Source organism: Streptomyces sp. NPDC045956 (genome assembly GCF_056430705.1).
The window spans coordinates 39,537-64,307 of sequence record NZ_JBWKKZ010000015.1; the positions used below are offsets into that span (position 1 = coordinate 39,537).

Below are 24,771 nucleotides of genomic sequence, written 5' to 3' on the forward strand. Positions count from 1 at the left end.
TGTTAGCGATCCCGCATGGGGAGCCGGTGCTGACCCGATCGACTATGGCAGTAAATGTTATCGATGCCAATCCTCCGGGCCGGCAGGTTCGCGGCCCAGCGCCGTCCACAGGGCCGACGGGGTGGCGGCCGCCCACGCCTGGGGCGAGCAGGAGTGCGGGTAGGGGACCGGTGCGGCGGTCGCGGAGCGGTCGTAGCCGGCGAGGACCTCGGGCAGCCGGTGCCCGTGGTGGGCCGCCGCCGCGACGAGGCCCTCGGCGACGGTGCGCACCTCGTCCGTCATGCCCTGGCGGGCCAGTCCCAGCGCGATGACCGCGTTGTCGTGCGGCCACGCGCTGCCCCGGTGGTAGGACAGCGGATGGTAGGGCCGCTGCCCGGCGGCGAGGGTGCGGATCGCCCAGCCGGAGAAGAAGTCCGGCTCCAGCAGTCGGCGCCCCACCCGGCGGGAGCGGTCCGCGTCGAGGATGCCGGACCACAGCAGGTGCCCGGCGTCCGAGGCCAGGGCGTCCACCTGGCGGCCGTCGCCGTCCAGGGCGAGGGCCGGGAAGTCCGCCCCGGACATCCAGAAGTCCCTCGCGAAGCGGTCCCGCAGCCGGGCGGCCTCCTCGCGGAGCCGGTGTGCGTACGGCTCGTCCCCCCAGACGTGCAGGGCGAGTTCGGCCGTGCGCAGGAGCGCGTCGTAGGCGTAGCCCTGCGCCTCGCAGACGGCGATGGGGCCTTCGGCCTGGGTGCCGTCGCGGAAGCAGACGGCGCCCGCGGAGTCCTTCCAGTTCTGGTTGACCAGTCCGCCCGGGTCGGGGGTGTACACGAGGTAGCCGTGCCTCTCCAGGCCGCCGTCGGTGAACATCCAGTCGACGGCCCGCCGGGCGTGCCGTTCCAGGCGTACGGCCAGGGCGGGGTCGCCGGTCGCCTCGTGGTGGGCGCGGAGCAGGACGAGGAAGAGCGGGGTGGCGTCCACGGCGCCGTAGTACCGGCCGTAGGGCACCTGCCGGAAGTGGGCGAGTTCGCCGTGCCGGGTCTCGTGGACGATCCGGCCGGGCTGCTCGCCGCTGAACGTGTCGTGGCGCCGCCCCTGGGTGGCGGCCAGCGCGCTCAGGACGGCCGCGGCCGTCGCGGGCCGGTACGGCAGCAGGAAGTACGAGGTCAGGAGGGAGTCCCGGCCGAAGAGGGTGAGGAACCACGGAATGCCGGCGGCGGGGACGTGGACCTCGTCGCCGTCGACGCCGGTGACCGGCACCGTCAGCAGGTCGATGTCGGCGAGGCCGCGCTCGACGGTGCGTGCCAGGTCGTCCGGGGCGGCCGCCGCCGGGCGCCCGTGCCGGGACGGACGCCGTTCGGCGGCCGAGGCGGAGGCGGCGGAGGCGGGCCGGGGACGTCCGTGCGGTCGTGCGCGGACGGTCAGGTGCAGATCCGCCCGGCCGTGTCCGTCGAGCGGCAGGTGCCAGGTCAGCGTCCGGGCGGTGGGGGTCGTCTGCGGACGCGGGGGCCCGGTGGTGTCCGGCGCGGGGCGGCAGGTCAGTTCCGTCCGGGCGTGCCAGTCGTCGCGCCGGTAGCCGAAGAGCAGTCCGTCGGCGGTGTCGCGGGTCTCGTACTCCGCGCCGGGCTTGGCGTAGTCGCGGTCGTCGGCGCGGAGTTCGAAGAGGTCGGCGAAGTCGGTGTCGACGGTGAGGGCCAGGTGGGCGGTCACCGGGTCGGGCCGGTTGCTGACCAGGCTCAGGTGCTCGGTGAGCGTGCCGGCGGTGACGCTCTGCCGCCGGAAGACGGTGTACGCGGGCGGGTGGTCCCGGGTGCCTTCGGGGGTCAGCACGCAGGTGGCGGTGGAGTCGGACTCCGCCGTGGCCGGTACCAGGGCGACGGGGGCGGTGCCGTCCACGGTCAGCCGCCAGCCGCTGAGGTGTCGCGCGTCCTGGAAGAACAGCCCGTCGGGTGCCGACCCGCGGGTGCCGCTGATCTCACCGCCGGCACCGAGCCGGACGAACGTGGCGTCGCGCACCAGTTGGACACGGGGGTCGGCCGCGGTCATGGCGTGCATTCCTTCGGGTCGGCGCTCAGCAGGTCGAGGGTGAGGGCGGCGGTCCAGGAGAAGTGCCGGGTGCCGCGGGCCGCTCCGGTGGAGGGGTCGACGTACTCGGCGAATCCGGACTGTCCCGCCCGGGCGAGGAAGTCGGCGCGCAGCCGTTCGGCGTCCTGCTGGAGGCCGTGGGTCCGCAGTCCCCGCTCGATCAGCCAGGCGGTGTTGAACCAGGCCGGGCCGCGCCAGTACCGGGTCGGGTCGAAGGCGTGGCCGGTCAGGTCGTAGCTAGGTACCAGCCGGGTGGCCGGGGCGCTGAAGCGCGGACCGGTGAGCGTGGCGTGCAGGCGCCGGACGACGTCCGCGGGCAGGTGCGGGACGAGGAGCGGGATCAGGCCGCTGACGCTCCCCTCGTCGACCGGGGTGCCGCTGTGCAGGTCGCGCACCCGGAACAGCCCGGCCTCCTCGTCCCAGAGGCGGTCCACGAGCGCCCCGGTCAGCCGCGCGGCCCGCTCGGTGTGGCGCCGGGCGGGCAGGTCCAGTTCGCGGGCCATGGCCGCCAGGGCCAGTTCGCTCACGACCAGCAGCGCGTTGAAGCACGGGTCCTCCACCGCGAACCGGTGCCGTACCACGCGGTCGTCGTAGCCGGCCTCGCGGTACTCGGTGGCCAGCCGGACGTACCGGCCGTAGTCGAGGTCGGTGGGCCGGTCGGCGGGGTGGCCGTGGTCGAGGTCGGCACGCCGGAAGCTGTCGGGCGGGCTGGGTTCGATCCGCTGGAGGGCCCGGTCCCAGCAGGGGCTGTTGTCCATGCCGGGTTCCCAGGGGTGGACGACGGCCGCCAGTCCCCCGCCGCCGAGGTCGCGGCGGGTGAGGAGGTAGTCGTGCCAGGCGGCGAGACGGGGCTGGACCCGGGCGAGGAAGCCGCGGCGCCGTGACTCCGCCGGGTCCGCCCGGTGCACGAGCCACGCCGCCAGGGCGTGCACGGGCGGCTGGACGATGCCGGAGGTCTCGACCGCCGCAGGGGCGCCGGCGGTCCGGCCGGACCGCCAGAAGTCGGGGCTCGGGAAGTAGGCGTCGGCGGCCACCGCGGGGTTGAAGACGATGTGCGGGACGCGTCCGTCGGCCCACTGCGCGGCCAGCAGGGACTCCAGTTCGCGCTGGGCGCGGCGCACCGAGAGGTGGCGCAGACCGATCGCGATGAAGGCGCTGTCCCAGCTCCACTGGTGCGGGTAGAGCGTGCGGGAGGGGACGGTGGAGGCGCCGGTCCAGTTGTCGATGAGGACCCGCGCCGCACCGCGCCGCAGGGTCAGGTCTGCGGGCGCGGCGGGCGCGGGCCGGTCCAGGAGGTTCGGGGCGGTCCTCACGCGCCGGACCTCTTGAGGAAGGCGGGGACGGAGCGCACGGCCTCGACGGGGTCGCCGGTCAGCCGGCATTCGAGGGCGAGGTGTCCGTCGTAGCCGATGGTGTGCAGGGCGCCGAGCCAGGCGGGCCAGTCGAGGTGTCCGGCGCCGGGCTGGAAGCGGTTGGAGTCGGAGACCTGGGCGTGGCCGATGACGTCGGCGTGGGCGAGGATCGCGGCCGCGGGGTCGGTCTCCTCGATGTTCATGTGGTAGCTGTCGATGCCGATCCGGACCGAGTCCAGGCCGACGGCGCGGATCAGGTCGGCGGCCTGGTCGAGCCGGTTGACCATGTGGTCCTCGTAGCGGTTGAGCGGCTCCAGGAAGAGCGTGACGCCCTCCTTGCGGGCGTGCTCGCCGAGTTCGGCCAGCCCGTCCAGGAGCACCTCGCGGTCCTCCGTCTCGGTGCGCGGCGGCTCGAAGGGGGGCAGCCGGCGGGAGAACATGCCGTACGAGGCGGGGGTCTGGGCGCCGACGCCGCCGATCTCGGCGATGACGGTGAGCTGGGACTTCATCTGGGCGACGGCGTCGCGGCGCAGGTCGTCGTCGAAGGCGCCGAGGAAGTGCAGCATGTCCACGCAGACGGTGGGCATGACCACGCCGTCCTGGCGGGCCTGCCGGAGTTCGTCGCGGCGGGCGGCGAAGTGGAGGTCGCCCTTGCCGCGCAGTTCGATCGCGTCGTAACCGGCCTGCTGGGCGAAGTCCCACTTGGCCTGGAGGGTGTCCCCGGGCAGGAGCTGTTCCTGGACGGCGGTCTTGAGCATGAGGGGCCTTTCGAGAAGGGTCGGTGACGGCCGGTCCCGGGGACCCGGTCCCCGGGGTCGGGCTCAGAACTCCAGGACGACCTGAAGCGCCTCGGCGGGCCGCTCGTCCAGCAGTACGTAGGCGTCGGCGGCGTCGGCGACGGGAACCACGTGGCTCACCAGCGCGTCGACGTCCACCTGGCCCTCGGCGACCAGGCGCAGGAAGGTCCGCTGGAGCCGCTCGACCGTCCAGCGGTTCGACAGCTGCGGGGGCACGCCGCCGATCTGGGAGCAGATCAGCTGGACCCGGTTGTGGTGGAACTCGTCGCCGAGGCGCAGGCCGATGCCGTCGCCCTGGTAGAAGCCGGAGGCCACCACGCGCCCGCCGGCGGCGACCGAGCGCAGCGCCTCGTGCAGGGCCGGGTAGGCGCCGCTGATCTCGATGGCGAGGTCGGCACCGAGCCCGCCGGTGGCCTCGCGGACGCGTTCGGCGACCGCGTCCGTGCGGGCGTTGAGCGTGTCGTGGGCGCCGAAGTGCCGCGCGGTCTCCAGCCGGCCGTCGAGGGCGTCCACCGCGGTGACGCGGGCGCCGCTGAGCTGCGCCAGCCGGGTCGTGAGCAGGCCGATGACGCCCTGGCCGAACACGGCGACGTCCTCGCCGAGGTGGATGTCCCCGGCCAGCACGGCGTTGTACGCGATGGCGCCGACCCGGGCGAAGGCCCCGGCCAGCGGCTCCAGTCCGGCCGGCAGGGTGTGGCCGATCATCCGCTCGGCGGGGACGATGCCCTCGCTGCGGTGCCCCCAGATGCCCCAGACCAGGTCGCCGGGGACCGGCATCCCCGCGGTGCCGACCAGCTCCGGGGAGACCTCGACGACCTCGCCGACCTCGGAGTAGCCCCAGCCGGCCACCGGGTACTCGATGCCGGGCGCGCCGTCGCGGAAGAGCCGTGCCTCGGGGTCCCAGGTGCGGGTCAGGTACGGGTTGGTGCCGCGGTAGGCGGTGAGTTCGGTGCCGGCCGAGATGCCCGAGTAGCGGGTGCGGACCCGCAGGTGGCCGGGCGGCAGACCGGCCCGGGCGTGCTCGGCCACCTCCACCTGTCGGGGGCCGGTGAACTGGACGACGCGCTCCGGGGAGGACGCGGGCGACACGGATGACACGGGTGGCTCCGGAAGGGTTGCTGATTGCGGTTGCGTCGACAATATCCGCAACTTATGTCTTGTCAACAAGCAAAAGTGATGCTGTGATGCGTGACGAGCAGACGTAAGCCGGAACGAGGACACTCAATGCGCATCAGGACCCTGCGGTCGAGGACGACCGCGGTCGGCGTCACGGCAGCCCTGGGGGTCGGGCTGCTCTCGGGCTGCGCGGGCAGCACCGGGCCCGGCAAGCCGGACCGTGAGATCACGGTCTGGACCCAGGAGAACCTCCCCGACCGCGTCGCCGCGACGCAGAAGGTCGTGGACGCGTTCGAGAAGAAGACCGGGATCGAGGTCCATCTCGTCGGGGTCGACGAGGGGCAGATGCCCCAGCTGATCATGTCGGCCGCGGCCTCGGGCACGCTGCCCGACGTCATCGGCGCGGCCCCCATGGGCCAGGTGTGGCAGATGTACAGCAACGGGCTGCTGAACACCGGCATCCCCCGGCAGATCGTCGGCGAGCTGGGCCGGGACACCTTCAACGCCAACGCGCTGGAGCTGACCTCCGACGGCTCCACCAGTCTGGGGGTGCCCTCCGACGCGTGGCTCCAGCTGCTGGTCTACCGCAAGGACGAGTTCGGGAAGAAGGCGCTGGCCGCCCCCGACACGTACGCGAAGACGCTGGCCGCCGCCGAGGCCCTGACCACCAGGGGCCACGACGGCATCTCGGCGGCCACCGACCCGAGCGACGTCTTCACCTCGCAGAGCTTCGAGAGCGTCGCCCTCGCCAACGACTGCCAGCTCGTGGACCAGCGGCACGAGGTCGCCCTCGACTCGCCGCGGTGCGAGACCGCCTTCCGCACGTACGACCGGCTGGCCCGGGAGTACGGCGCGCCGGGCACCCAGACCGTGGACTCCACCCGCGCCACCTACTTCGCCGGGCAGTCCTCCATGGTCATCTGGTCCTCCTTCCTGCTGGACGAGCTCGCCGGCCTGCGCAAGGACGCCCTGCCCAGCTGCCCCCAGTGCGCGAAGGACCCTCAGTACCTGTCGGACAACAGCGGCATCGTCACCGCGATGCGGGGCCCCGACGCGAAGGACGCGGCGCAGTTCGGCGAGATCACCTCCTGGGTCACCACCAAGACGGCCGAGACCGCCGCCTCCCGCGAGTTCATCGAGTACATGATGGGCACCGGCTACGAGTCCTGGTTCGGCATGGCACCCGAGGGCAAGATCCCGGTCCGCAAGGGCACCGCCGCCGAACCCGGGCGCTACCTCGACGCCTGGCGCTCCAGCGACATCGGGGTCGACACCCGCAAGCCCCTCGACGAGGTCTTCCCCGGGAGCCTCCTCGACCAGCTCGCCGACGGCGTCAGCAACATGCGCCGCTGGGGCATCACCCAGGGCGAGGGCGCCCTGGTCGGCGCCACCAACGGCGAACTGCCCGTGCCGAAGGCCATCGGCGCCATGACCAGCGGCCAGAGCTCGCCGTCCGAGGCGGCACGCGAGGCCGACGAAGAGGTCGCCGCCCTGAAGAAGTCCCTGCAGTAGCCGCCCGCCTGCACGTCACTAAGGTCCCTCATGACAACAGCCCCAGCCGGCGCGCCGCAGCGCCGGGACACCGACCCCCGGTCCACGGACCGGTCCGCCTCCCCGGGCCGCCGTCCGATGACCGCCAGCCGGCGCGCCAACCGCGCGGGCCTCGCGTTCGTCTCCCCCACCTTCGTCGTGGTCCTCGTGGTGGTCGTCCTGCCCATCGCGTGGACCGTACTGCTCGCCTTCCAGAAGGCCAAGCTCGTCGACATCCAGGACATGGGCCTGTTCGGCAACTGGTCCCTGGACAACTTCGCGCAGGTCTTCGACTCGGCCGGCTTCTGGTCCAGCCTGTGGACCACGCTGCTGTACACGGCGGGCTCCACGCTCGGCTCCGTCGCCCTCGGCCTGGTCGCGGCGCTGGCTCTGCGCAGGCCCTTCAAGGGGCGGGGACTGCTGCGCGCGGCGATGCTGCTGCCCTACGTCGCGCCCGTCGTGGCCGTGGCCTTCGTGTGGGAGGTCGCCCTCAGCCCGCAGTACGGCGTGGTCAACGACTGGGGCCGGCGCCTGTTCGGCTGGGACGACCCCGTCGCCTTCCTGTCGACGCGCGAGTACGAGGTCCATCTGCTGGGCCTGCACTTCGACGTCCCGCTGGCCCTGCTGACGGTCATCGTCTTCGAGTGCTGGCGGTACTTCCCCTTCGCCTTCCTCTTCATCCTGGCGCGGCTCCAGGCGGTCCCGGACACCCTGGAGGAGGCCGCGCTGGTCGACGGCGCGACCCTGACCCAGCGGTTCCGGCACGTCCTGCTGCCCCAGTTGATGCCGGTGATCGCGCTGCTGTGCGTGCTGCGGTTCATCATGACCTTCAACAAGTTCGACGACGTGTACCTGCTCACCGGGGGCGGCGCGGGCACCGACGTCGCCGCCGTGCGCGTCTACGACTTCCTCACCGCGCGCTACGACGTGGGAGCCGCGGCCGCCCAGGCACTCACCCTGGCCGTCGTGCTGATGATCCTGCTCGGCCTCTACTTCAAGTTCTTCGGCAACAAGGTCCAGGAGGAAGCGTGACGCGCAAGGCGGCCCTGAGCCGGGCCCAGTTCGAGGAGCGGTTCTTCGGCGTCCTGCGCTGGTTCGTCATCGCGTTCCTCGCAGTGATCACCGTGGTCCCCTTCTACTACATGGTGCTGCTGTCGCTGAAGCCCATCGACGCGCTCCTGCTCGACCCGGGCTCCCTGTGGATCTCGGCCAAGGACTTCACCTTCTCCACCTACCAGGACGTGCTCCGCTCCACCGACGCGGGCGGCCAGGGCTTCCTGAAGTTCCTGCTCAACTCCGCGCTGGTCTCGCTCGGCACGGTGGTGCTGACCCTGGTGGCCGCCGTGCCCGGCGCGTACGCCGTCAGCCGGCTGAAGTTCTTCGGCCACCGGCAGGTCAGCGCGCTCTTCCTGGCCGTGTACATGTTCCCGGCGACGCTGCTGGCCGTGCCGCTCTTCGTCATCTTCGCGAAGGTCGGGCTCTCCTCCAGCCTGGTCGGTCTGGCCATCGTCTACGTGGCGCAGACGGTGCCGGTGTCGATCTACATGCTGAAGAACTATCTGGTCACCATCCCGGCCTCCATCGAGGAGGCGGCGGCGCTCGACGGCGCCTCCCGGTTGCAGACCGTGCGCAAGGTGATCCTGCCGCTGGCGCTGCCCTCCCTGATGGCGACCGGTCTGTACGTCTTCATGATCGCCTGGAACGAGTTCCTCTTCGCGCTGCTCTTCCTGGCCGCCGACCCCGACAAGTGGACGGTCTCCCTGGGCCTCGCCCAGCTCTCCAACGGCATCGAGGTGCCGAAGACCGTCCTGATGGCCGGTTCCGTGGTGCTGACGATCCCCGTGGTACTTCTGTTCTTCGCCGCCGAACGGCTCCTCACCGAGGGCCTGACCAGCGGTGCCGACAAGAGTTGAGCCGTGGGGGACTCCATGATGACGTCAGGTCAGGCCAGCGCGGGCGCGCTGCTGCAACTGATCCGCAGCGGGCGCGCCAACACCCGCGCCGACCTCCAGCACGCCACCGGGCTCTCCAGGTCGACGGTCGGACAGCGTCTCGACCTGCTCAACCGCGCCGGGTGGCTGCGGCACAGCACGGGTGAGTCCACGGGTGGGCGCCCGTCGCACCGGATCGCCTTCGACCCGACCCACGCCTCGGTCGTCGCCTTCGACCTGGAGACCCGGCACGCCCGTGCCGCCGTCGTCGACCTGTCGGGCGCCATCCTGGCCGAGCACACCGGCCCGATGGACGTCGGCGCGGGACCCGAGCACGTACTGGACGGGCTGGCCGAGTGGTTCCCGGACCTGATCGCGGCAGCCGGGATCCCGGCGTCCCACGTGGCGGGCGTCGGGCTGTCCGTGCCCGGCCCCGTCGACTGGGAGTCGGGACGGGTGATCGAGCCGCCCATCATGCCGGGCTGGGACCGCTACCCCATCCGGGAGCGGCTCCAGAAGGCGTACGCCGCACGGATGGGGCTGGGGCCGCAGGCCGACGCCGTCCCGGTGCTCGTGGACAACGACGCGAACCTCATGGCGCTGGCCGAGCACCAGGCCAACCACCGCGACTGCTCGTCGTTCGTCCTGCTGAAGGTCTCCACCGGCATCGGCGCGGGCGTCGTCATCGGCGACAGCCTCTACCGGGGCATCGACGGCGGCGCCGGCGACATCGGGCACATCCGGCTGCACGACCGGTCCGACGCGCTGTGCATGTGCGGTTCCCACGGCTGCCTCGCGGCCGTGGCCAGTGGACGGGCGATCGCCAAGGAGCTGTCCGGGCTGGGCCTGGACACCGCCTCGGGGCGGGACGTCCGGCGCCTGCTCAACGAGGGCCACCCCGACGCCGTACGACTGGCCCGGGAGGCCGGTCGGCGGGTGGGTGAGGTCCTGGTCACCGTCGTGACCCTGCTGAACCCCGGTGTGCTCATGATCGCCGGTGAGCTGTCCGGCGTGCCCTTCCTCACCGGGGTCCGCGAGTTGGTCTACCAGCGCGCGATGCCCCGGGCCACGGCCAACCTCCAGGTGGTCACCTCGCGACTCGGCGACCACGCCGGGCTCATCGGGGCGGCCGCCATGGTCGTGGAACACCTCTACTCCCCCGCGGGCGCCGACGCCCGGCTCGAACGCCTCGCGCCGTGACGCCGCCGAAGCCTTCGCACCCACGCACCGGGTCCCACCCGATGACGCACCAGGACAGGAACACCGTGACCGCTGCCCCCGCCCCTTGGACCGACTGTCCCGTCGAGGTCGGGCTCGTGGGGGCCGGCCCCTGGGCCCGGGCCATGCACGCCCGGGTGCTGGCCGCCGGACCCGAGACCCGGCTCACCGCGGTCTGGGCCCGCCGCACGGAGGCCGCCCGCGAGACGGCCGCCCCCTACGCCGCACACGTCGCCGCCGGGTTCGAGGAACTGCTGGACCACTGCGAGGCCGTGGCCTTCGCCGTGCCGCCCGCCGTCCAGGCCGAACTGGCGCCGCTGGCGGCCAAGCGGGGCAAGGCGCTGCTGCTGGAGAAGCCGCTCGGCCCCGACCTGGCCGCGGCCCGCCGGGTGGCCGACGCGGTCACCGAGGCCGGTGTGGTCTCCCAACTCGTGCTGACCAAGCGCTATCACCCCTCCACCCGGACCTTCCTGGCGGCGGCGCGCGCCTTCGAGGCGGCCGGCGCCCGCTCCTGCTACCTCCACGGCGCCTTCCTGGGCGGGGACTTCGCCACCGGCTGGCGCCTCGAACACGGAGCACTGCTGGATCTCGGACCGCACCTGCTCGACCTGCTGGACGCCTCGGTGGGCCCCATCACCGGCATCCGCGCCACCGGCGACCCGCGCCGCTGGGTGGAGCTGACCTGCGAGCACGAGAACGGAGCCGTGAGCCAGGCCTCCCTCTCCGGCTCCCTGGCCCTCCCGCGCGCCCTCACCCGGGTCGAACTCTTCGGCCCGGAGCACCCGCTGGTCTACGACACCGCCGGCATCGACCACGAGGAGTGCTGGCCCGTCCTGCGCCACGACTTCGCGACGGCCGTCCGCACCGGCACGCCCACGGCGGTCGACGCACGGCGCGGCCTGTACCTCCAGGGCCTGATCGACCGGGCGACCCGCGGCTGAGGGGCGGCCGGGGGTGACCGGGCCGGCGCGGGGCCGCCCGGCCGCGAGGTCGCCGGGCGGCGAGGTCGCCGGGCGGCCCGGTCGGCGCACCGGCACGCGCCGGGACTCAGCGCTCCGTGCGGGCCGGGGTCCGGAAGACGGCGAGCCGCAGGACGGCGAAGCGCACCACCGTGACGGCGACGGAGGTGGCGGTGAGGACCACGGTCTCGGCGGCGGGTGAGGCACCGGGCTCGGCGTGCGTGAACCACAGGACGGCGCCGGACGTGGCGAGGTAGCCGAGCAGGAACAGCCCGCCGGCTCCCAGGTGGGCGCGGACCGGGCCGGCGGCGGCGTGCCGGAACGTCAGGCGCCGGTTGGCCTCGGTGTTGAGCACCGTGAGGACCAGCAGGGAGACCAGGTTGGCGGCGACCGGGGGCCACCACAGACGCAGCACCCAGTACAGCAGGGCCTGCCCGGCCGTCGAGGCGACGCCGATCGCGACGAACCAGCCGACCTCCCGGGACCACACCCCCGAACGCCGGACGCCCGGAGTGCCGTTCGGCCCGGCGAGCGACGACTCCTTCAGCCGAGCCACACGTCCCGCCCCCGCCCAGCTCACCGACCGTCGATCCTGGTCCCGCAGCCTACTACGCCGCCGCCGTGAGACACTTTGCCCTGCCTTTGCCTTCCGGGAACCCTGTGGCTTTCGGGGGCGTTCAAGCTGGTGGCCGCGCGAGTACGGCGGCCGGGATCAAGTCGGATACGCAGCAGCAACAGAAGCCGAGGTGGCACGAGTGGCGATGTGGGACAAGATCAAGGACCAGGCCAAGACCTTCCAGCAGTCCCAGGGCACTCGGGGAGCGAGCGGGCCCGGACACGGACCGCAGGGGCACCAGGGGCAGCAGGTGCCCGGCCGGTCGGGCTCGTCCTCCGGCGGCTCCAAGGCCCAGCTGATGGGGCTGTTCAAGACCCAGCTGGCCTCGGTCAAGACCGAGCTGAAGAGCGGCGCCTACCGGGACGCCAGCATGGCCATGTGCGCGCTGGTCGCCGCGGCCGACGGTCAGGTGGAGCCGGCCGAGCGGCAGCGCGTGGAAGAGCTGATCGTCTCGAACGAGGTGCTGCAGAACTTCCCCGCGGACCAGCTCCGCCAGCGGTTCAACCAGCACGTGGACCGGCTCGTCGCCAACTTCGAGCTGGGCAAGAGCGAGGCGCTGCAAGTCATCGCCAAGGCCGCCAAGAAGCCCGCGGAGGCCCGCGCGGTCATCCAGACCGGCATGGTCATCGCCGGCGCCGACGGGGTCTTCGAGCCGTCCGAGCAGTACGCGATCCGCGAGGCCTGCACGGCCCTGGGCGTCTCCCCCTCGGAGTTCGGCGTCTGAGCCCGGACGGTCCCGCCGTCCGCCCGGGACGGGAAAGCGTTTGACGGCCGTCGGCGTCGGGGGATCGGATGGCGCCCATGACTTCCGGGCAGCCCCGTCCTGGTCCGCTCCTCGTGGACGGCCGTCTCGTACGCCGCCTGCTCGTACGGCAGTTCCCGCGGTGGTCGGACCTGCCGATCGAGCGCTTCCCGTCGGGCGGCACGGTCAACGCGATGTACCGGCTGGGCCACGACATGGTCGTGCGGCTGCCGTTGGTCGAGGGCGGTGCCGGGGACGTGGCAGCGGAGCGGGAGTGGCTGCCCCGGCTGTCGCCCCTGCTGCCCGCCGCCGTTCCCGAAGTGCTCGGAGCGGGTGAGCCCGGCGAGGGGTACCCGTGGCCGTGGTCCGTGTACCGCTGGCTGCCCGGTGAGCTGCCCGAAGCCGGAGCGCTCACCGACCCCGCCCTGCTGGCCGGTGATCTGGCCGCCTTCGTACGGGCGATGCGGGCCGTCACCCTGCCGGGCGCGCCCGGCGCCCATCGCGGCGGCCCGCTCGCCACGCTCGACGAGGAGACCCGGGCCGCGATCGGGGAACTGCGGGGCCTCCCGGAGGAGGACGTCGACTGCGACGCCCTCCTCGCCGTGTGGGACGACGCGCTGCGGGCCCCGGAGTGGGCCGGACCGCCGGTCTGGCTGCACGCCGACCTGATGCCGGGCAATCTGCTGGTGACCGGCGGCAGGCTGTCCGCGGTGATCGACTTCGGCTGCATGGGCGTGGGCGACCCGGCCTGCGACCTCTTCCCGGCCTGGAACCTGCTGCCGGCCGGGGCACGCGAGGTCTTCCGCGAGTCCCTCGGCGCGGACGAGGCGACCTGGCGGCGCGGCCGGGCCCGGACCCTCTCCCAGGCCGTCATCGCCCTCCCCCACTACCGGGACACCAACCCCGCGATGGCCGGCAACGCCCGGCACGTCGTCCGGGAGGTGCTGGCGGAGACATATTGAGCGGGGGCCCTTCCTAGGGCGCGATCCCCACCCCGTCGATCCTGCTCCAGGCCCGTTCCCGCGCCGCGGTCAGGGCCGGCCAGCGCAGGCCCCCCGGCCGTGGGCGTACGCGCGAGGCGTACGGCGCGGGGCGGTAGTGGGGGTCGTGGAAGCAACCGCCGCCGTAGGCCGCGTCGAAGGCGCCGCAGGACGCCGCGATCGAACGCGGGGTCGGCTTGCGGCCGGAGCGGACCCAGGTGTCCAGAGCGGAGAGGGAGGTGGCGTACTCGGCGTCGCTCAGGGCGCTGTGCTCGCTCTCCCTCGTGAACGTCTGGACGAGGTTCCCGCCGCGGCCGGCGCCGCGGAGCGTGGCCCGGTACGCCGCCTCGTGCTCCACGAAGGCCGTCGGGTCGTCGATGGCGTGCAGGGTCAGGACGGGGAGGGAGATCCGGCCGGTGAGGTCGCTGTCGTAGGAGAGGTCGCGCCGTGCGGTGGAGTCGGCCGAGAAGCGCTCCACGCCCGCGTTGAGCGCCTCGTCGTCGTGGGAACCCGTGTAGCGGACGCCCCGGTTGCCGAAGGGATTGCGGCCGTCCAGCCGTTTCGCGACGATGTCGCGGAACGTGAAGGTCGCGAACCGCAGATGCGACTCCAGCGTGCGCTCCGGAACGCGGGTGACGGCGAGGATGTCGTCCAGGTTGCGCTGCTGCGAGGCGGTCCGGTCCGCGGGGTCGGAGGCGAAGCCCGTGCACTCCTGGAGGCGGGCGCGGAGTCCGGCCGTCGTCAGGGTGGAGTCCGGCCGCAGTCCCTGCCAGAGCGGATACCGGGGTTCGGTCGGGCGCGGGTGGTTGCGGCAGTAGTACTGGTAGACGACCCGCAGGTCGACCCGGTGGTCGTAGCCGCGCGAACCGCCGCCCAGGACCCCGTTGGTCAGCAGGACTCCGTCGTAGGCGCCGTGCGGTCCCCCGTAGATCTCCGCGGCCTTGGCGGCGACGTTGCCGCCCCAGGACTGCCCGTGGAGGTAGGTCCGGTGCGGACGGCCGAAGCGCTCGGCGAACAGCCGGCGCACGTTCTCCGTGTCGGCGGCGGCCATCCGGGCGCCGTAGCCGCCGCGCCGGTAGGCGGAGCCCGCCCACGCGTACCCCTGGTCCACCATCACGGCCCAGCGCTCCAGGTCCTCGGTGGAACGGGACGGGTCGGGCGTGTCACCCAGGTCGGGTCCGCCGTGCGCGTGCACCACCAGGGAGCCGTTCCAGCGGGTCGGCACGGCCATCGTGTAGGGGGCACCGTGCGCGTCCTGGCCGGTGAAGCACCGCGCCTTCCCGGCCAGGACGGGTGGGCAGGCGGCTGCCCCCGGCGGGCCGGCGGGCCGTGCGGGAGTGGCGGACACGGTGCCGGGCGTGCCGAGGAGCACGGCCGCGAGCGCGGCCACGAGAACGGCCGGGCGGTGTCGGCGCGTCCGGGGCGGGACGGCGGGCGAGGGAGCGTCGAAGGGGGGCAAGGTGCGGCTCCTGAGGGGTGCTGCGTGCGCTGCGCGGAGTGCGCCGCGAGCGGGGATGCTAGGAACCGGCCGGAGCCGGGGCCACCCCTTCGATCATTGCGTTCATAGTGTTCCCCGCCGTTCCCCGCCGGCCGGGCCGGGCACCGTACGCGACGCTGTGGCGGGCCCGGTGCGCGGACCCTTGACGCCCCATTGGTCTCTACCTATCGTCACCGAGCAAGCGAGCGTTCAGAACACAACTCATCGTTCACATACACGAACGGATGGACCCCCCACATGTCCTCTGCTTCCCGACCTCGCCACCGCAGATCCCGCGCCGTCCTCCTCGCGAGCCTCACCGCCGCGCTGGTGGGCACCCTCCTCGCGGGCCCCGGAGCGACCGCTCCCCGGGCCGAGGCCGCGCCCGCCGCGTTCACCCACCCGGGCGTCACCGTCTCCCGGAACCAACTCGACTTCGCCCGCGCCAAGGTGGCCGTCGGCGCCCAGCCCTGGAAGGGTGCCTTCGACCGGATGACGGCGAGCAGGTACGCCGACCCGAATCGCGTTCCGAGGCCCCGGGCGGTGGTGGAGTGCGGCTCCTACTCCAACCCGAACAACGGCTGCACCGACGAGCGCGAGGACGCGATCGCGGCCTACACCAACGCCCTGGCCTGGTACATCACCCGCGAGGAGCGGTACGCGCGCAAGGCCATCGAGCTGATGGACGCCTGGTCCGCCGTGATCAGGGACCACACCAACAGCAACGCGCCCCTCCAGACCGGATGGGCCGGCTCCTCCTGGCCCAAGGCTGCGGAGATCATCAAGCACGCGTACCCGGGCTCATGGGCCGGCTCCGGCCGCTTCGCCACCATGCTCCGGGACGTCTACCTGCCCGAGGTCATCAACGGCTCGAACTCCAACGGCAACTGGGAACTCACCATGACGGAGGCGGCCGTCGGCATCTCCGTCTTCCTGGAGGACAAGGCCTCCTACGACAAGGCGATGGCCAGGTTCCGCACCCGTACGGCCGCCTACGTGTACCTGGCCTCCGACGGGGCCCTGCCGAAGACGGTGCCCAGCCAGAACCTCGACACCCGGGACAAGATCGTCAAGTACTGGCAGGGCCAGACCACCTTCGTCACCGGCCTCACCCAGGAGACCTGCCGGGACTTCACCCACACCGGCTACGGCATCTCCTCCATCTCGCACATCGCCGAGACCAGCCGCATCCAGGGGCAGGACCTGTACGGCACCGACGTGGGCGAGCGGCTGCGGCACGCCCTCGGCTTCCAGGCGACGTACGAACAGGGGGCGGCCGTGCCCGACTGGCTGTGCGGGGGCTCGGTCCACCTCGGCCTCGGGCCGGTCACCGAGGTCGGCTACAACGCCCTGCACCACCGCCTCGGCTTCGCCATGACCCACACCCAGGCACTGACCGAGCGCACCCGCCCGTCCGGCACGAACAACCTCTTCGTCGCCTGGGAGACCCTCACCCACGGCGACAACCCCGCCTGAGCCCCGTGGCCGGGGTGGCGCCGCCTCAGCTGTCGTAGTCCACGGTCAGCTTCTCGGAGACGGGGTACGACTGGCAGGTCAGGACGTAGCCGGCGTCGACCTCGGCCGCTTCGAGGGCGAAGTTGCGGCGCATGTCCGCACGACCGTCCGTGACCAGGGCCCGGCAGGTGCCGCAGACGCCGCCCTTGCAGGCGAAGGGAAGGTCGGGCCTTACCTGCTGGGCCCCGTCCAGGATGGTCCGCTCCCGGGACAGCGGGGAGGTCGTGGAGCGGCCGTCCAGGGTGATGACGACCTCGCTGACGGGTCCCTGCGGGCCGGCCTCCTCGTGGCGCACCTCCCGCACGGGCTCGTCCTCGGCGAAGAACAGCTCGCGGTGGACGCGGCCCGCCGGGACGCCGAGGCCGGCCAGTACCTGCTGGGCGTCGGCGACCATGCCCTGCGGACCGCACAGCCACCAGTGGTCCGCACGCTCCACGTCCACCAGCGCGTCCACGAGCGCCGCGAGCCGATCGGCGTCGAGGCGGCCGGAGAGCACCTCGGCCTCGCGGGGTTCGCGGGAGAGCACGTGGGCGAGCTGGAAGCGGGCCGGGTGGAGGTCCTTGAGGTCGGCCAGTTCGTCGGCGAACATCACCGTGTCGGTGCGGCGGTTGCCGTAGAACAACGTGACGGCCGAGCGGTCGTCGGCGGCCAGCACCGACTCGGCGATGGACACCATGGGCGTGATGCCCGAACCGGCCGCGATCAGCACATGGTGACCCGGCGTGCTCAGGTCGGGCGTGAAGAAGCCGGTGGGGGCCATCACCTCGACCGGGTCCCCCGGACGCACCCCGTCCACCAGCCACGACGAGAACAGGCCACCCGGCACGACGCGGACACCGATCCGCGGGAGTGAACCGGCCGGCGCGCAGATGGAGTACGAGCGGCGCTCGTCCCGGCCGTCGATCTCGCGCCGCAGGGTGAGCGACTGACCGGGCGAGAAGGCGAACTCCTCCGCCAGTTCGTCCGGGATCTCGAAGCTCACGGCCACCGCGTCGGCGCACAGCCGCTCGACGGCGGCGACCCGCAGACGGTGGAAGGCCGGGCGGCGGCGGATGCGCGCCGGCGGCGCCGAGGCGGGGGCGGTCGGGGCCATCAGATCTCCTTGACGTACTCGAACGGCTCACGGCAGGCACGGCAGCGCCACAGCGCCTTGCAGGACGTGGCGGCGAAGCGGGAGGTCTCCTCGGTGTCCGCCGAGCCGCACCGGGGGCAGGGCACCGCGGGCCGGGTGGGCGAGAGCACCAGGGGGACCGGGCCGCGGGGGGCGGCGCCGGGTGGGGCGATGCCGTGTGCGGTCAGCTTGCGGCGGCCGGACTCGGTGATCCAGTCACTGGTCCAGGGCGGGTCGAGGACCGTGCGGATCTCCACGCGCGCGTACCCCGCCTCCCGCAGCCGCGCGGCCACGTCCGCCCGCATCTCGGCCATGGCCGGGCATCCGGAGTAGGTCGGGGTCAGGCTCGCCACCACGGTGCCGTCGCCGGTCACCTCGACGGCCCGCAGCACGCCGAGGTCGGCCAGGGTCAGCATGGGCAGCTCCGGGTCGGGGACCCGCTCGGCGACGCGCCGGGCCCGGCGGGCGTCCAGGGGGGCGGTCACCATGTCGCCTCCGGGTGGGCGCGGGCGACGCCCTGCAACTCGGCGAGGAGCGGCGCGAGGTGTTCGGTGTGCTCACCGGCGCGGCCCGAGCCGGGCAGCGGCCGGTACACCGGCACGGGCAGCCCGGCCGCCTCGGTGACCTGGCGCAGCACGTCGGCGACCTCGTCCCGGGCGTCGTACGCCGTGTGCAGCTCGCCGAGGTAGGGGGCGACCTGCTCCAGCGCCTCGCGCATCCTGCGGTGCGACTCGTCCGTGCCGTCGCCGAGGCGCACGGCCCACTCGGCGGCGTACTGCCGGTGGTACGTCAGTTCCTTGACGCCCTTGGCCGCGACCGCCGCGAGGACCGGGTCGGGGTGGGACGCCAGCCGCTGGAAATGGGCGAGGCGCCAGCTGGAGAGGACCAGCAGCCGCACGACGGCGAAGGCGAAGTCGCCGCCGGGCAGTTCGGCCAGGGTGACGTTGCGGAAGTCGGTGGCGTCCCGGAAGTAGGCGTAGGCGTCCTCGTCCCGTCCGGTGCCGTCGACCTGGCCCGCCCGCGCGTAGAGGAGGCGGGCCTGGCCGAGGAGGTCGAGGCCGATGTTGGCCAGCGCCACCTCCTCCTCCAGCTCCGGTGCCCGGGTGACCCACTCGGCGAGCCGCTGCGCCGAGACCAAAGCGTCGTCGGCGAGCGCCACGCACTGAGCGGCCAGTTCGCCCGCGTCGACGCCCTCGGGCACGGTGGTGTCGACGCCGTGCAGCGGGTCCTCGAAGCCGGTGCCGTAGGCCCAGCGGGTGTCGTCCTCGTGTCCCTCGGCCAGGCTCAGGTAGACGTGGTCGTCACTCATGCCCTGCTCCTAGATGTGGGGGACGTCTTCGGGGATGTCGTAGAAGGTCGGGTGGCGGTAGACCTTGTCCGCGCTGGGGGCGAAGAAGGGGTCCTTCTCGTCGCGGGTGGAGGCGGCTATGTGCTCGGAGCGCACCACCCAGATGCTCACGCCCTCGTTGCGCCGGGTGTACAGGTCGCGGGCGTGGGTGAGGGCCATCGCGTCGTCGGCGGCGTGCAGCGAGCCGACGTGGACGTGGTTGAGGCCGCGCTTGCCGCGCACGAACACCTCGTAGAGCGGCCAGCCCTGCTGGTCGGAGGTCATGCCGCCGTTCCCTTCCGCGCGCGGGCGGCCTGCTTGGCGGCGTGGGCGGTGGCCGCCTCGCGCACCCAGGCGCCCTCCTCGTGGGCGGTCCGCCGCCGCTCCATCCGCTGCTCGTTGCACGGGCCGTCGCCCTTGATGACCCGCATCAGCTCGTCCCAGTCGGGGGTGCCGAAGTCGTGGTGCCCGGTCTCCTCGTTCCAGCGCAGCTCCGGGTCGGGCAGGGTGACGCCGAGCTTCTCGGCCTGCGGGACGGTCATGTCGACGAAGCGGCGCCGCAGTTCGTCGTTGCTGTGCCGCTTGATCTTCCAGGCCATCGACCGCGCCGAGTTGGGCGAGGCGTCGTCGGGCGGGCCGAACATCATCAGGGAGGGCCACCACCAGCGGTTCACGGCGTCCTGGACCATGTCGCGCTGGGCGTCGGTGCCGCGCATCATCGTCATCAGCAGCTCGTAGCCCTGTCGCTGGTGGAAGGACTCCTCCTTGCAGATGCGCACCATCGCGCGCGCGTAGGGCCCGTAGGAGCTGCGGCACAGCGGTACCTGGTTGCAGATCGCCGCGCCGTCCACGAACCAGCCGATCACGCCGACGTCCGCGAAGCTCAGCGTCGGGTAGTTGAAGATCGACGAGTACTTCTGACGCCCCTCGATCAGCCGCTCGGTGAGGTCGTCGCGGTCCGCGCCGAGGGTCTCGGCCGCCGAGTAGAGGTAGAGCCCGTGGCCGGCCTCGTCCTGGACCTTGGCGAACAGGATCGCCTTGCGGCGCAGGGACGGCGCCCGCGTGATCCACTCGCCCTCCGGCTGCATGCCGATGATCTCCGAGTGCGCGTGCTGGGCGATCTGCCGGATCAGCGTCTTCCGGTAGCCGTCCGGCATCCAGTCGCGCGGCTCGACGCGCTGGTCGTGCGCGATCGTCGCGTCGAAGTGCTCCTGCAGCCCCGGTGGGGGCGGCGCCTCGGCGGCGTGTGTCGTGGTCATCGTCACCAGCTTCCCAACCGACCATTCGTTCGGTATCAGTGTGACGCCTTTCCGGCCGCCGGGCAAGACCCCGGCGCACCCGGCGCGCGCACCCTTGACAGCGCCGACCCGGGCCTGGATTACTGGGCCGTGCGAGGAGCTGACCGAATGGTCGGTCGGGAAACGAGGTGGTGGGAAGGTGTCGCAGACCACTGGGCCGGCGCCCACGGAGACCATGTTCGCCGCGGACGAGGCGTCCCGGGGGCTGGGCATCGAACTGGTCGAGCACGGCGCGGGCACCGCCGTGCTCCGCATGACCGTGACCCCGGCGATGGTGAACGGGCACGGGATCGCCCACGGCGGCTACCTGTTCCTGCTCGCCGACACCGCCTTCGCGTGCGCCTGCAACAGCCACGGCCCGGTGACCGTGGCGGCGGGCGCCGACATCGTGTTCGTCGCGCCGGCCCGCGAGGGCGACGTGCTCGTGGCGCGCGCCGAGGAGCGGGCCCGGTTCGGCCGCAGCGGCGTGTACGACGTGAGCGTGCGGCGCGACGGCGAAGTGATCGCGGAGTTCCGCGGACGCAGCCGCAGCGTCCGGGACGGCACGGCGCGCGAGACGCCGGACACGACGACGAAGGAGTCGCGATGAGCAGCGAGCCGACGACCGGGGCGGCTCCGGCGCCCCGCCGGGGCGAGCCCCTCCCCCGCCACCTGCTGGACGACGCCGAGCGCCTGTCCCGGGAGCAGCTCCGGGAGCTCCAGCTCGACCGGCTGCGCACGACGCTGCGGCACGCGTACGAGAACGTGGAGCTGTACCGGAAGAAGTTCGACGCCGCCGGGGTGAAGCCCGACGACTGCCGCAGCCTGGCGGACCTGTCCCGGTTCCCCTTCACCACCAAGGCCGACCTGCGGGACACCTACCCCTTCGGCATGTTCGCCGTCCCGATGGCCGATGTGCGGCGCGTCCACGCCTCCAGCGGCACCACCGGCCGCCCCACCGTCGTCGGGTACACCGACCACGACCTGTCCATGTGGGCGGACGTCGTCGCCCGCTCCCTGCGCGCGGCGGGCGCCCGGCCCGGTCACAAGGTGCACGTCTCCTACGGCTACGGCCTGTTCACCGGCGGCCTCGGCGCCCACTACGGCGCCGAACGCGCCGGGTGCACCGTGATCCCGGCCTCCGGCGGCATGACGGCGCGGCAGGTGCAGATCATCCAGGACTTCCGGCCCGAGATCATCATGGTCACCCCGTCCTACATGCTCACCCTGCTCGACGAGTTCGAGCGGCAGGGCGTCGACCCGCGCTCCACCTCCCTGGAGGTCGGCGTCTTCGGCGCCGAACCGTGGACCGAGGAGATGCGCCGGGAGATCGAGGAGCGCACCGGCATCCACGCCGTGGACATATACGGTTTGTCGGAGGTGATCGGCCCGGGCGTGGCGCAGGAGTGCGTGGAGACCAAGGACGGGCTGCACGTGTGGGAGGACCACTTCTACCCGGAGGTGGTCGACCCGCTCACGGACGCCGTGCTGGGCGAGGGCGAGGAGGGCGAGGTCGTCTTCACCTCCCTCACCAAGGAGGCGCTGCCGATCGTCCGCTACCGCACGCGCGACCTGTCCCGGCTGCTGCCGGGCACCGCCCGGCCCGGCTTCCGCCGGATGCGGAAGGTGACCGGCCGCTGCGACGACATGATCATCCTGCGCGGGGTCAACGTCTTCCCCACGCAGATCGAGGAGATCGTGCTGCGCACGCCCGGCGTCTCCCCGCATTTCCAGATCCGGCTCACCGCCCAGGGCCGCATGGACCACATGGTGGTGCGGGTCGAGGCCCGCCCCGACGCGGACCCGGAGCGGCGGGAGGCCGCCGCCCGGGCCATCGGCCAGGGCGTCAAGGACGGTGTGGGCGTCACGGTCGAGGTGGAGATCGTCGAGCCGGAGACGCTGGAGCGCTCCCTCGGCAAGCTCCGCCGGGTCAGGGACCTGCGCGGTACCTGAGCGCCGTACGGGGCGAAACGTGAGCACGGACACGTCCGTTCGCCCCTCGTGCTGGTGTGCGCGGTGACACGGATGGGCAGGGAATGCGTGATCGGGGGAGGTCGAGTACGTCCTGGGGGGAAATTCCGTGCGTGTGTGCGTGATCGGTGCAGGGCTGTCCGGACTGGCGGTGGCCCACGCCCTCAGGGAGCGCGGCATCGACTTCGTCTGCCTGGAGAAGGCGCCCGACGTCGGCGGGATCTGGCGCGGGCCGGGGGCGGGCGAGCGGGGCCCGGGGTACCTGTCCCTGCACCTCAACACCGCCAAGCAGCTGACGGGGTACACCGGCTGGCCGATGCCGGACTCCTACCCGCTCTACCCCCGGCACGACCAGGTCGCCGCCTACCTGCGGTCCTTCGCCGAGCGGTCCGGTGTGCTGGACCACGTCGAGCTGCGGACCGAGGTGGTGTCGGTGCGGCGCGAGGCGGACGGGATGTGGTCGGTCGTCAGCCGGGACGCGCACGGCGCCGTGTCGGCCCGGCGGTTCGAGCAGGTGATCGTCGCCTCGGGGCACCACACCGAACCCGCGCTGCCCGACCCGCTCCCGGCGGGCGCCGAATCCTTCACCGGGCGGATCCTGCACTCCCTCGACTACCACGACGGGGGTGACTTCGCGGGCCGGCGCGTCGTCGTGGTCGGCCTGGGCGCCTCGGCGGTGGACATCGCCGCGGACCTCTCCCGGCACGCCGCGCGGACAGTGCTGTCGGTGCGCCGAGGACTGCACATCGTGCCCAAGCAACTGTTCGGCATGTCGGTCGACGAGATCGCCGAAGCCCCCTGGTGGAACGAGATGTCCTTCGCCCAGCGGCGCGAGTGGGTGGAGCAGGCGCTGCTCGTCGCGCGCGGCAGACTGGGCGACTACGGCCTGCCCGAGCCGGACCATCCGGTCTTCTCCTCGGCGGTGACCCTCTCGGACGAGATCCTCAGCCGGATACGCCACGGCGCCGTCACCCCGAAACCGGCGATCACCGCGTTCGACGGCGACCGCGTCGTGTTCACCGACGGCACCTCCACGGCCGCGGACGCGGTCGTCTACTGCACCGGCTTCCACATGACCTTCCCGTTCCTGCCCGCCGGGTGCCCGGTGGCGGCGGACGGTTCGGTCGAGCTGTACCGGCGGGTGGTCCCCGCGGACCGGCCGGGCCTGTACTTCGTCGGGCTGGTCCGGCCCGTGGGCGCGATCACCCGGCTGGTGGAGGCCCAGGCGCAGTGGGTGGCGCGGATCATCGACGGCGCGGCCGCACTGCCCCCGGCCGAGGAGATGCGCGAGGAGATCGGCACGTACCTCGCCGGCGTGGTCGAGCGCTACGGGCGCACCCAGGGCGCCTCCATCCAGGTCGACGTGGGTCCGTACCTGGCGGAGTTCCGGGAGTCGCTGGCCGTGTAGGGCGCTGCCGCTCGGCGGCCCCGGCCGGCGCCCGGCCGCTTCCCCGCCCAGGGCTCCCGGTGGCACGCGCCGGGAGCCCCGCGGTGTGGGGACGGTCCGCTCAGTGCGCCGCCACCGGGTGGCGTACGGCCGCGACGGCCGGCGGCCTGACCGCGTACGCCTCCGAGGAGAGGTACGCCGTCACCCGTGGCGGGCGGCCCCGCTGGTGGGCCAGCGCGAGGTAGGCGACCAGCCCGACGCCGTCCTCGGGCCGCCGCCGGGTCAGGGCGGCGAAGGCCCGGGGCAGCAGGTCCGCGTCCATCCCGTGGTGGCGCAGCACGCTCGCCGCGCGCTCCAGCGCCTCGCCGTCGTGCCGGGCGTAGTCCCTGACCGGGATGTGCAGGGTGAAGCCGCTGGGCCGCCCGGACCCGGTGTCGGTGAAGGAGTGGCAGCTCAGGCCGGGCCGCCTGCCGAGCACCGCCCGGTCCGGACCGACGCCCACCGCCGCCCGGAAGAAGTCCTCGACCGCCGCGGGTCCGGGCCCCTCCCCCGTGCGCGGCAGCAGGCCCGCCTGGCGGGCCGTGAGGTCGTCGTGGCGCACGTAGACCTTCGCCCGGGGGGTCTCCCAGTCCCCCAGGTCCAGGGCGAGGAACGGATGGCCGCTGCCGCGCGGCAGGCTGTCGTAGGCCCGCCGGTGGCCCAGCCGGTGCAGGGCCTCACGCACCGTCGCGGCGGAACGTTCCGCCCCGTTCGCGGCCGGGTTCAGGTACACCTTGACCTTGGGCACGCCACCGGGTCTCAGCTCCAGGGCGCACCACAGGGCCAGGGGTCCCTGCGGAGCGGGCGGCAGGAAGAGGTCCTCGACCGCGTCGAGCGCACCGGTGGTGAAGTCCCAGCGGCGCGCCATCTCCCGGATCGTCTCGAGTCCCGCACGCCCGTCGAGAGCCAGGCTGTCTGCGCCGCAGCCCGGTTCCAGGAGCACCCGCAGGGCGGGGGCCTCGTCGGCCTGCAAGGAGAACGAGAACTCGACGGGGGTGTGGTCGTCGGAGAGGAAGGACCGGGTGGGGGGCGGCAGGTGCAGCGGACGTGCGGCCACCGGCCCCAGTGCGTCGGTCAGGACACGGACGTAGGTCTCGATGTCGGCTTCGCGGAGACCGGCGACCGCGCCGAGTCTTCGCAACTGGCCGCCGGTATGGGCGCCGAGGGTCGGTGCGCCCCCCGGTTCCGCACCGATGTGCACTGCGGTCACCGGCCGGTCCCTCGCCCGGGCCGCACAGAGAGATACCCGCCTGGGGAGGCGGGTATCGGCGGGATCGGCGGCGGCAGAGCGGCGTTCGTGGATATGTGGTCCACGACACCTCCTTCTCCTCGTGAGCAACTTGGATGCCGCGTTGCTCACTACCC

General features: G+C 73.0%; 23 protein-coding genes. 11 read left to right on the top strand and 12 right to left on the bottom strand.

What is annotated here, in order from left to right; translation table 11 throughout:
- Positions 1-57: 57 nt before the first annotated feature.
- The 4 genes from AC07FV_RS31505 to AC07FV_RS31520 all read right to left on the bottom strand — a co-directional run bounded on the left by AC07FV_RS31505 (position 58) and on the right by AC07FV_RS31520 (position 5,308).
- The gene (locus AC07FV_RS31505; RefSeq protein WP_479090961.1) at positions 58-2,022 is read right to left on the bottom strand and encodes an amylo-alpha-1,6-glucosidase; all 1,965 of its coding nucleotides are present in this window, start codon (positions 2,020-2,022) and stop codon (positions 58-60) included.
- Entirely contained in the window at positions 2,019-3,374 is a 1,356-nt protein-coding gene (locus AC07FV_RS31510; protein WP_479090962.1) for an MGH1-like glycoside hydrolase domain-containing protein, read from the bottom strand. The genes AC07FV_RS31505 and AC07FV_RS31510 overlap by 4 nt, the downstream gene beginning before the upstream one ends.
- A complete protein-coding gene (locus AC07FV_RS31515; protein WP_479090964.1) occupies positions 3,371-4,171 on the bottom strand; it encodes a sugar phosphate isomerase/epimerase family protein in 801 nt (266 codons plus the stop codon). The genes AC07FV_RS31510 and AC07FV_RS31515 overlap by 4 nt, the downstream gene beginning before the upstream one ends.
- 63 nt (positions 4,172-4,234) lie before the next feature.
- On the bottom strand, positions 4,235-5,308 hold the full coding sequence (locus tag AC07FV_RS31520) for a zinc-dependent alcohol dehydrogenase (RefSeq protein ID WP_479090965.1): 1,074 nt from the start codon (positions 5,306-5,308) through the stop codon (positions 4,235-4,237).
- 126 nt (positions 5,309-5,434) lie between these two features.
- Between AC07FV_RS31520 and AC07FV_RS31525 the strand changes: the two genes are divergently transcribed.
- Genes AC07FV_RS31525 through AC07FV_RS31545 form a run of 5 tightly spaced genes read left to right on the top strand, consistent with a single transcriptional unit; the run spans position 5,435 to position 10,946 of the window.
- Positions 5,435-6,838: an ABC transporter substrate-binding protein gene (locus AC07FV_RS31525; protein ID WP_479090967.1), complete on the top strand. Its 1,404-nt coding sequence runs from the start codon at positions 5,435-5,437 to the stop codon at positions 6,836-6,838.
- A 30-nt stretch (positions 6,839-6,868) separates the two neighbouring features.
- Positions 6,869-7,888, top strand: a complete 1,020-nt coding sequence (locus tag AC07FV_RS31530) for a carbohydrate ABC transporter permease (protein ID WP_479090968.1) — start codon at positions 6,869-6,871, stop codon at positions 7,886-7,888.
- On the top strand, positions 7,885-8,769 hold the full coding sequence (locus AC07FV_RS31535) for a carbohydrate ABC transporter permease (protein WP_383648004.1): 885 nt from the start codon (positions 7,885-7,887) through the stop codon (positions 8,767-8,769). Before AC07FV_RS31530 ends, AC07FV_RS31535 begins: the two co-directional genes overlap by 4 nt.
- Positions 8,770-8,787: 18 nt before the next feature.
- Positions 8,788-9,987 carry an ROK family protein gene (locus tag AC07FV_RS31540; RefSeq protein ID WP_479091146.1) on the top strand — a complete coding sequence of 400 codons (1,200 nt, stop codon included), beginning with the start codon at positions 8,788-8,790 and terminating at the stop codon, positions 9,985-9,987.
- Between the two features lie 41 nt (positions 9,988-10,028).
- Positions 10,029-10,946 (top strand): Gfo/Idh/MocA family protein, encoded by a 918-nt coding sequence (locus AC07FV_RS31545; RefSeq protein WP_479090970.1) that lies wholly within the window; start codon positions 10,029-10,031, stop codon positions 10,944-10,946.
- Positions 10,947-11,052: 106 nt separating this feature from the next.
- Here AC07FV_RS31545 and AC07FV_RS31550 read toward each other — a convergent pair whose 3' ends face one another.
- Positions 11,053-11,520 carry a GtrA family protein gene (locus tag AC07FV_RS31550; protein ID WP_479090972.1) on the bottom strand — a complete coding sequence of 156 codons (468 nt, stop codon included), beginning with the start codon at positions 11,518-11,520 and terminating at the stop codon, positions 11,053-11,055.
- Between the two features lie 199 nt (positions 11,521-11,719).
- Between AC07FV_RS31550 and AC07FV_RS31555 the strand changes: the two genes are divergently transcribed.
- The gene (locus AC07FV_RS31555) at positions 11,720-12,304 is read left to right on the top strand and encodes a tellurite resistance TerB family protein (protein ID WP_384697918.1); all 585 of its coding nucleotides are present in this window, start codon (positions 11,720-11,722) and stop codon (positions 12,302-12,304) included.
- A gap of 77 nt (positions 12,305-12,381) precedes the next feature.
- Positions 12,382-13,284, top strand: coding sequence for an aminoglycoside phosphotransferase family protein (locus tag AC07FV_RS31560; protein WP_479090973.1), 903 nt, complete (start codon positions 12,382-12,384; stop codon positions 13,282-13,284).
- Between the two features lie 13 nt (positions 13,285-13,297).
- Here the strand turns inward: AC07FV_RS31560 and AC07FV_RS31565 are convergent, their stop codons facing one another.
- On the bottom strand, positions 13,298-14,761 hold the full coding sequence (locus tag AC07FV_RS31565) for a hypothetical protein (protein WP_479090975.1): 1,464 nt from the start codon (positions 14,759-14,761) through the stop codon (positions 13,298-13,300).
- Between the two features lie 276 nt (positions 14,762-15,037).
- On the opposite strand from AC07FV_RS31565, the gene AC07FV_RS31570 reads away from it, so the two are divergent.
- Entirely contained in the window at positions 15,038-16,255 is a 1,218-nt protein-coding gene (locus AC07FV_RS31570) for an alginate lyase family protein (RefSeq protein ID WP_479090977.1), read from the top strand.
- Positions 16,256-16,280: 25 nt separating this feature from the next.
- On the opposite strand, the gene paaE is transcribed toward AC07FV_RS31570, so the two are convergent.
- From paaE to paaA, 5 genes are read right to left on the bottom strand one after another with little or no spacing between them, the layout of a single operon-like run.
- Complete coding sequence (gene paaE / locus AC07FV_RS31575) at positions 16,281-17,387, bottom strand: 1,2-phenylacetyl-CoA epoxidase subunit PaaE (protein ID WP_479090978.1); 1,107 nt, start codon at positions 17,385-17,387, stop codon at positions 16,281-16,283.
- The gene (paaD, locus tag AC07FV_RS31580) at positions 17,387-17,893 is read right to left on the bottom strand and encodes a 1,2-phenylacetyl-CoA epoxidase subunit PaaD (RefSeq protein WP_383647992.1); all 507 of its coding nucleotides are present in this window, start codon (positions 17,891-17,893) and stop codon (positions 17,387-17,389) included. The genes paaE and paaD overlap by 1 nt, the downstream gene beginning before the upstream one ends.
- Positions 17,887-18,714, bottom strand: coding sequence for a 1,2-phenylacetyl-CoA epoxidase subunit PaaC (gene paaC / locus AC07FV_RS31585; protein WP_479090980.1), 828 nt, complete (start codon positions 18,712-18,714; stop codon positions 17,887-17,889). Before paaC ends, paaD begins: the two co-directional genes overlap by 7 nt.
- Before the next feature lie 9 nt (positions 18,715-18,723).
- A complete protein-coding gene (paaB, locus tag AC07FV_RS31590; protein WP_053126692.1) occupies positions 18,724-19,017 on the bottom strand; it encodes a 1,2-phenylacetyl-CoA epoxidase subunit PaaB in 294 nt (97 codons plus the stop codon).
- The gene (gene paaA / locus AC07FV_RS31595) at positions 19,014-19,991 is read right to left on the bottom strand and encodes a 1,2-phenylacetyl-CoA epoxidase subunit PaaA (protein ID WP_356609714.1); all 978 of its coding nucleotides are present in this window, start codon (positions 19,989-19,991) and stop codon (positions 19,014-19,016) included. Before paaA ends, paaB begins: the two co-directional genes overlap by 4 nt.
- 214 nt (positions 19,992-20,205) lie before the next feature.
- On the opposite strand from paaA, the gene paaI reads away from it, so the two are divergent.
- The 3 genes from paaI to AC07FV_RS31610 all read left to right on the top strand — a co-directional run bounded on the left by paaI (position 20,206) and on the right by AC07FV_RS31610 (position 23,388).
- A complete protein-coding gene (paaI, locus tag AC07FV_RS31600; protein ID WP_361015318.1) occupies positions 20,206-20,619 on the top strand; it encodes a hydroxyphenylacetyl-CoA thioesterase PaaI in 414 nt (137 codons plus the stop codon).
- Positions 20,616-21,962 (top strand): phenylacetate--CoA ligase PaaK, encoded by a 1,347-nt coding sequence (paaK, locus tag AC07FV_RS31605; RefSeq protein WP_479090982.1) that lies wholly within the window; start codon positions 20,616-20,618, stop codon positions 21,960-21,962. The genes paaI and paaK overlap by 4 nt, the downstream gene beginning before the upstream one ends.
- A gap of 127 nt (positions 21,963-22,089) precedes the next feature.
- Complete coding sequence (locus tag AC07FV_RS31610) at positions 22,090-23,388, top strand: flavin-containing monooxygenase (protein ID WP_479090984.1); 1,299 nt, start codon at positions 22,090-22,092, stop codon at positions 23,386-23,388.
- A 100-nt stretch (positions 23,389-23,488) separates the two neighbouring features.
- On the opposite strand, the gene AC07FV_RS31615 is transcribed toward AC07FV_RS31610, so the two are convergent.
- Positions 23,489-24,616 carry a tryptophan dimethylallyltransferase family protein gene (locus tag AC07FV_RS31615; protein ID WP_479090985.1) on the bottom strand — a complete coding sequence of 376 codons (1,128 nt, stop codon included), beginning with the start codon at positions 24,614-24,616 and terminating at the stop codon, positions 23,489-23,491.
- Positions 24,617-24,771: the final 155 nt, after the last annotated feature.

Bases quoted from the DNA above. Each gene is read 5' to 3' on its own strand.
- paaE (WP_479090978.1), bottom strand. From the start codon at position 17,387: ATGGCCCCGACCGCCCCCGCCTCGGCGCCGCCGGCGCGCATCCGCCGC.
- paaA (WP_356609714.1), bottom strand. From the start codon at position 19,991: ATGACCACGACACACGCCGCCGAGGCGCCGCCCCCACCGGGGCTGCAG.
- paaB (WP_053126692.1), bottom strand. From the start codon at position 19,017: ATGACCTCCGACCAGCAGGGCTGGCCGCTCTACGAGGTGTTCGTGCGC.
- paaI (WP_361015318.1), top strand. From the start codon at position 20,206: ATGTTCGCCGCGGACGAGGCGTCCCGGGGGCTGGGCATCGAACTGGTC.
- AC07FV_RS31570 (WP_479090977.1), top strand. From the start codon at position 15,038: ATGTCCTCTGCTTCCCGACCTCGCCACCGCAGATCCCGCGCCGTCCTC.
- AC07FV_RS31505 (WP_479090961.1), bottom strand. From the start codon at position 2,022: ATGACCGCGGCCGACCCCCGTGTCCAACTGGTGCGCGACGCCACGTTC.
- AC07FV_RS31515 (WP_479090964.1), bottom strand. From the start codon at position 4,171: ATGCTCAAGACCGCCGTCCAGGAACAGCTCCTGCCCGGGGACACCCTC.
- AC07FV_RS31545 (WP_479090970.1), top strand. From the start codon at position 10,029: ATGACGCACCAGGACAGGAACACCGTGACCGCTGCCCCCGCCCCTTGG.
- AC07FV_RS31525 (WP_479090967.1), top strand. From the start codon at position 5,435: ATGCGCATCAGGACCCTGCGGTCGAGGACGACCGCGGTCGGCGTCACG.
- paaC (WP_479090980.1), bottom strand. From the start codon at position 18,714: ATGAGTGACGACCACGTCTACCTGAGCCTGGCCGAGGGACACGAGGAC.
- AC07FV_RS31560 (WP_479090973.1), top strand. From the start codon at position 12,382: ATGACTTCCGGGCAGCCCCGTCCTGGTCCGCTCCTCGTGGACGGCCGT.
- AC07FV_RS31540 (WP_479091146.1), top strand. From the start codon at position 8,788: ATGACGTCAGGTCAGGCCAGCGCGGGCGCGCTGCTGCAACTGATCCGC.
- AC07FV_RS31530 (WP_479090968.1), top strand. From the start codon at position 6,869: ATGACAACAGCCCCAGCCGGCGCGCCGCAGCGCCGGGACACCGACCCC.
- paaD (WP_383647992.1), bottom strand. From the start codon at position 17,893: ATGGTGACCGCCCCCCTGGACGCCCGCCGGGCCCGGCGCGTCGCCGAG.
- paaK (WP_479090982.1), top strand. From the start codon at position 20,616: ATGAGCAGCGAGCCGACGACCGGGGCGGCTCCGGCGCCCCGCCGGGGC.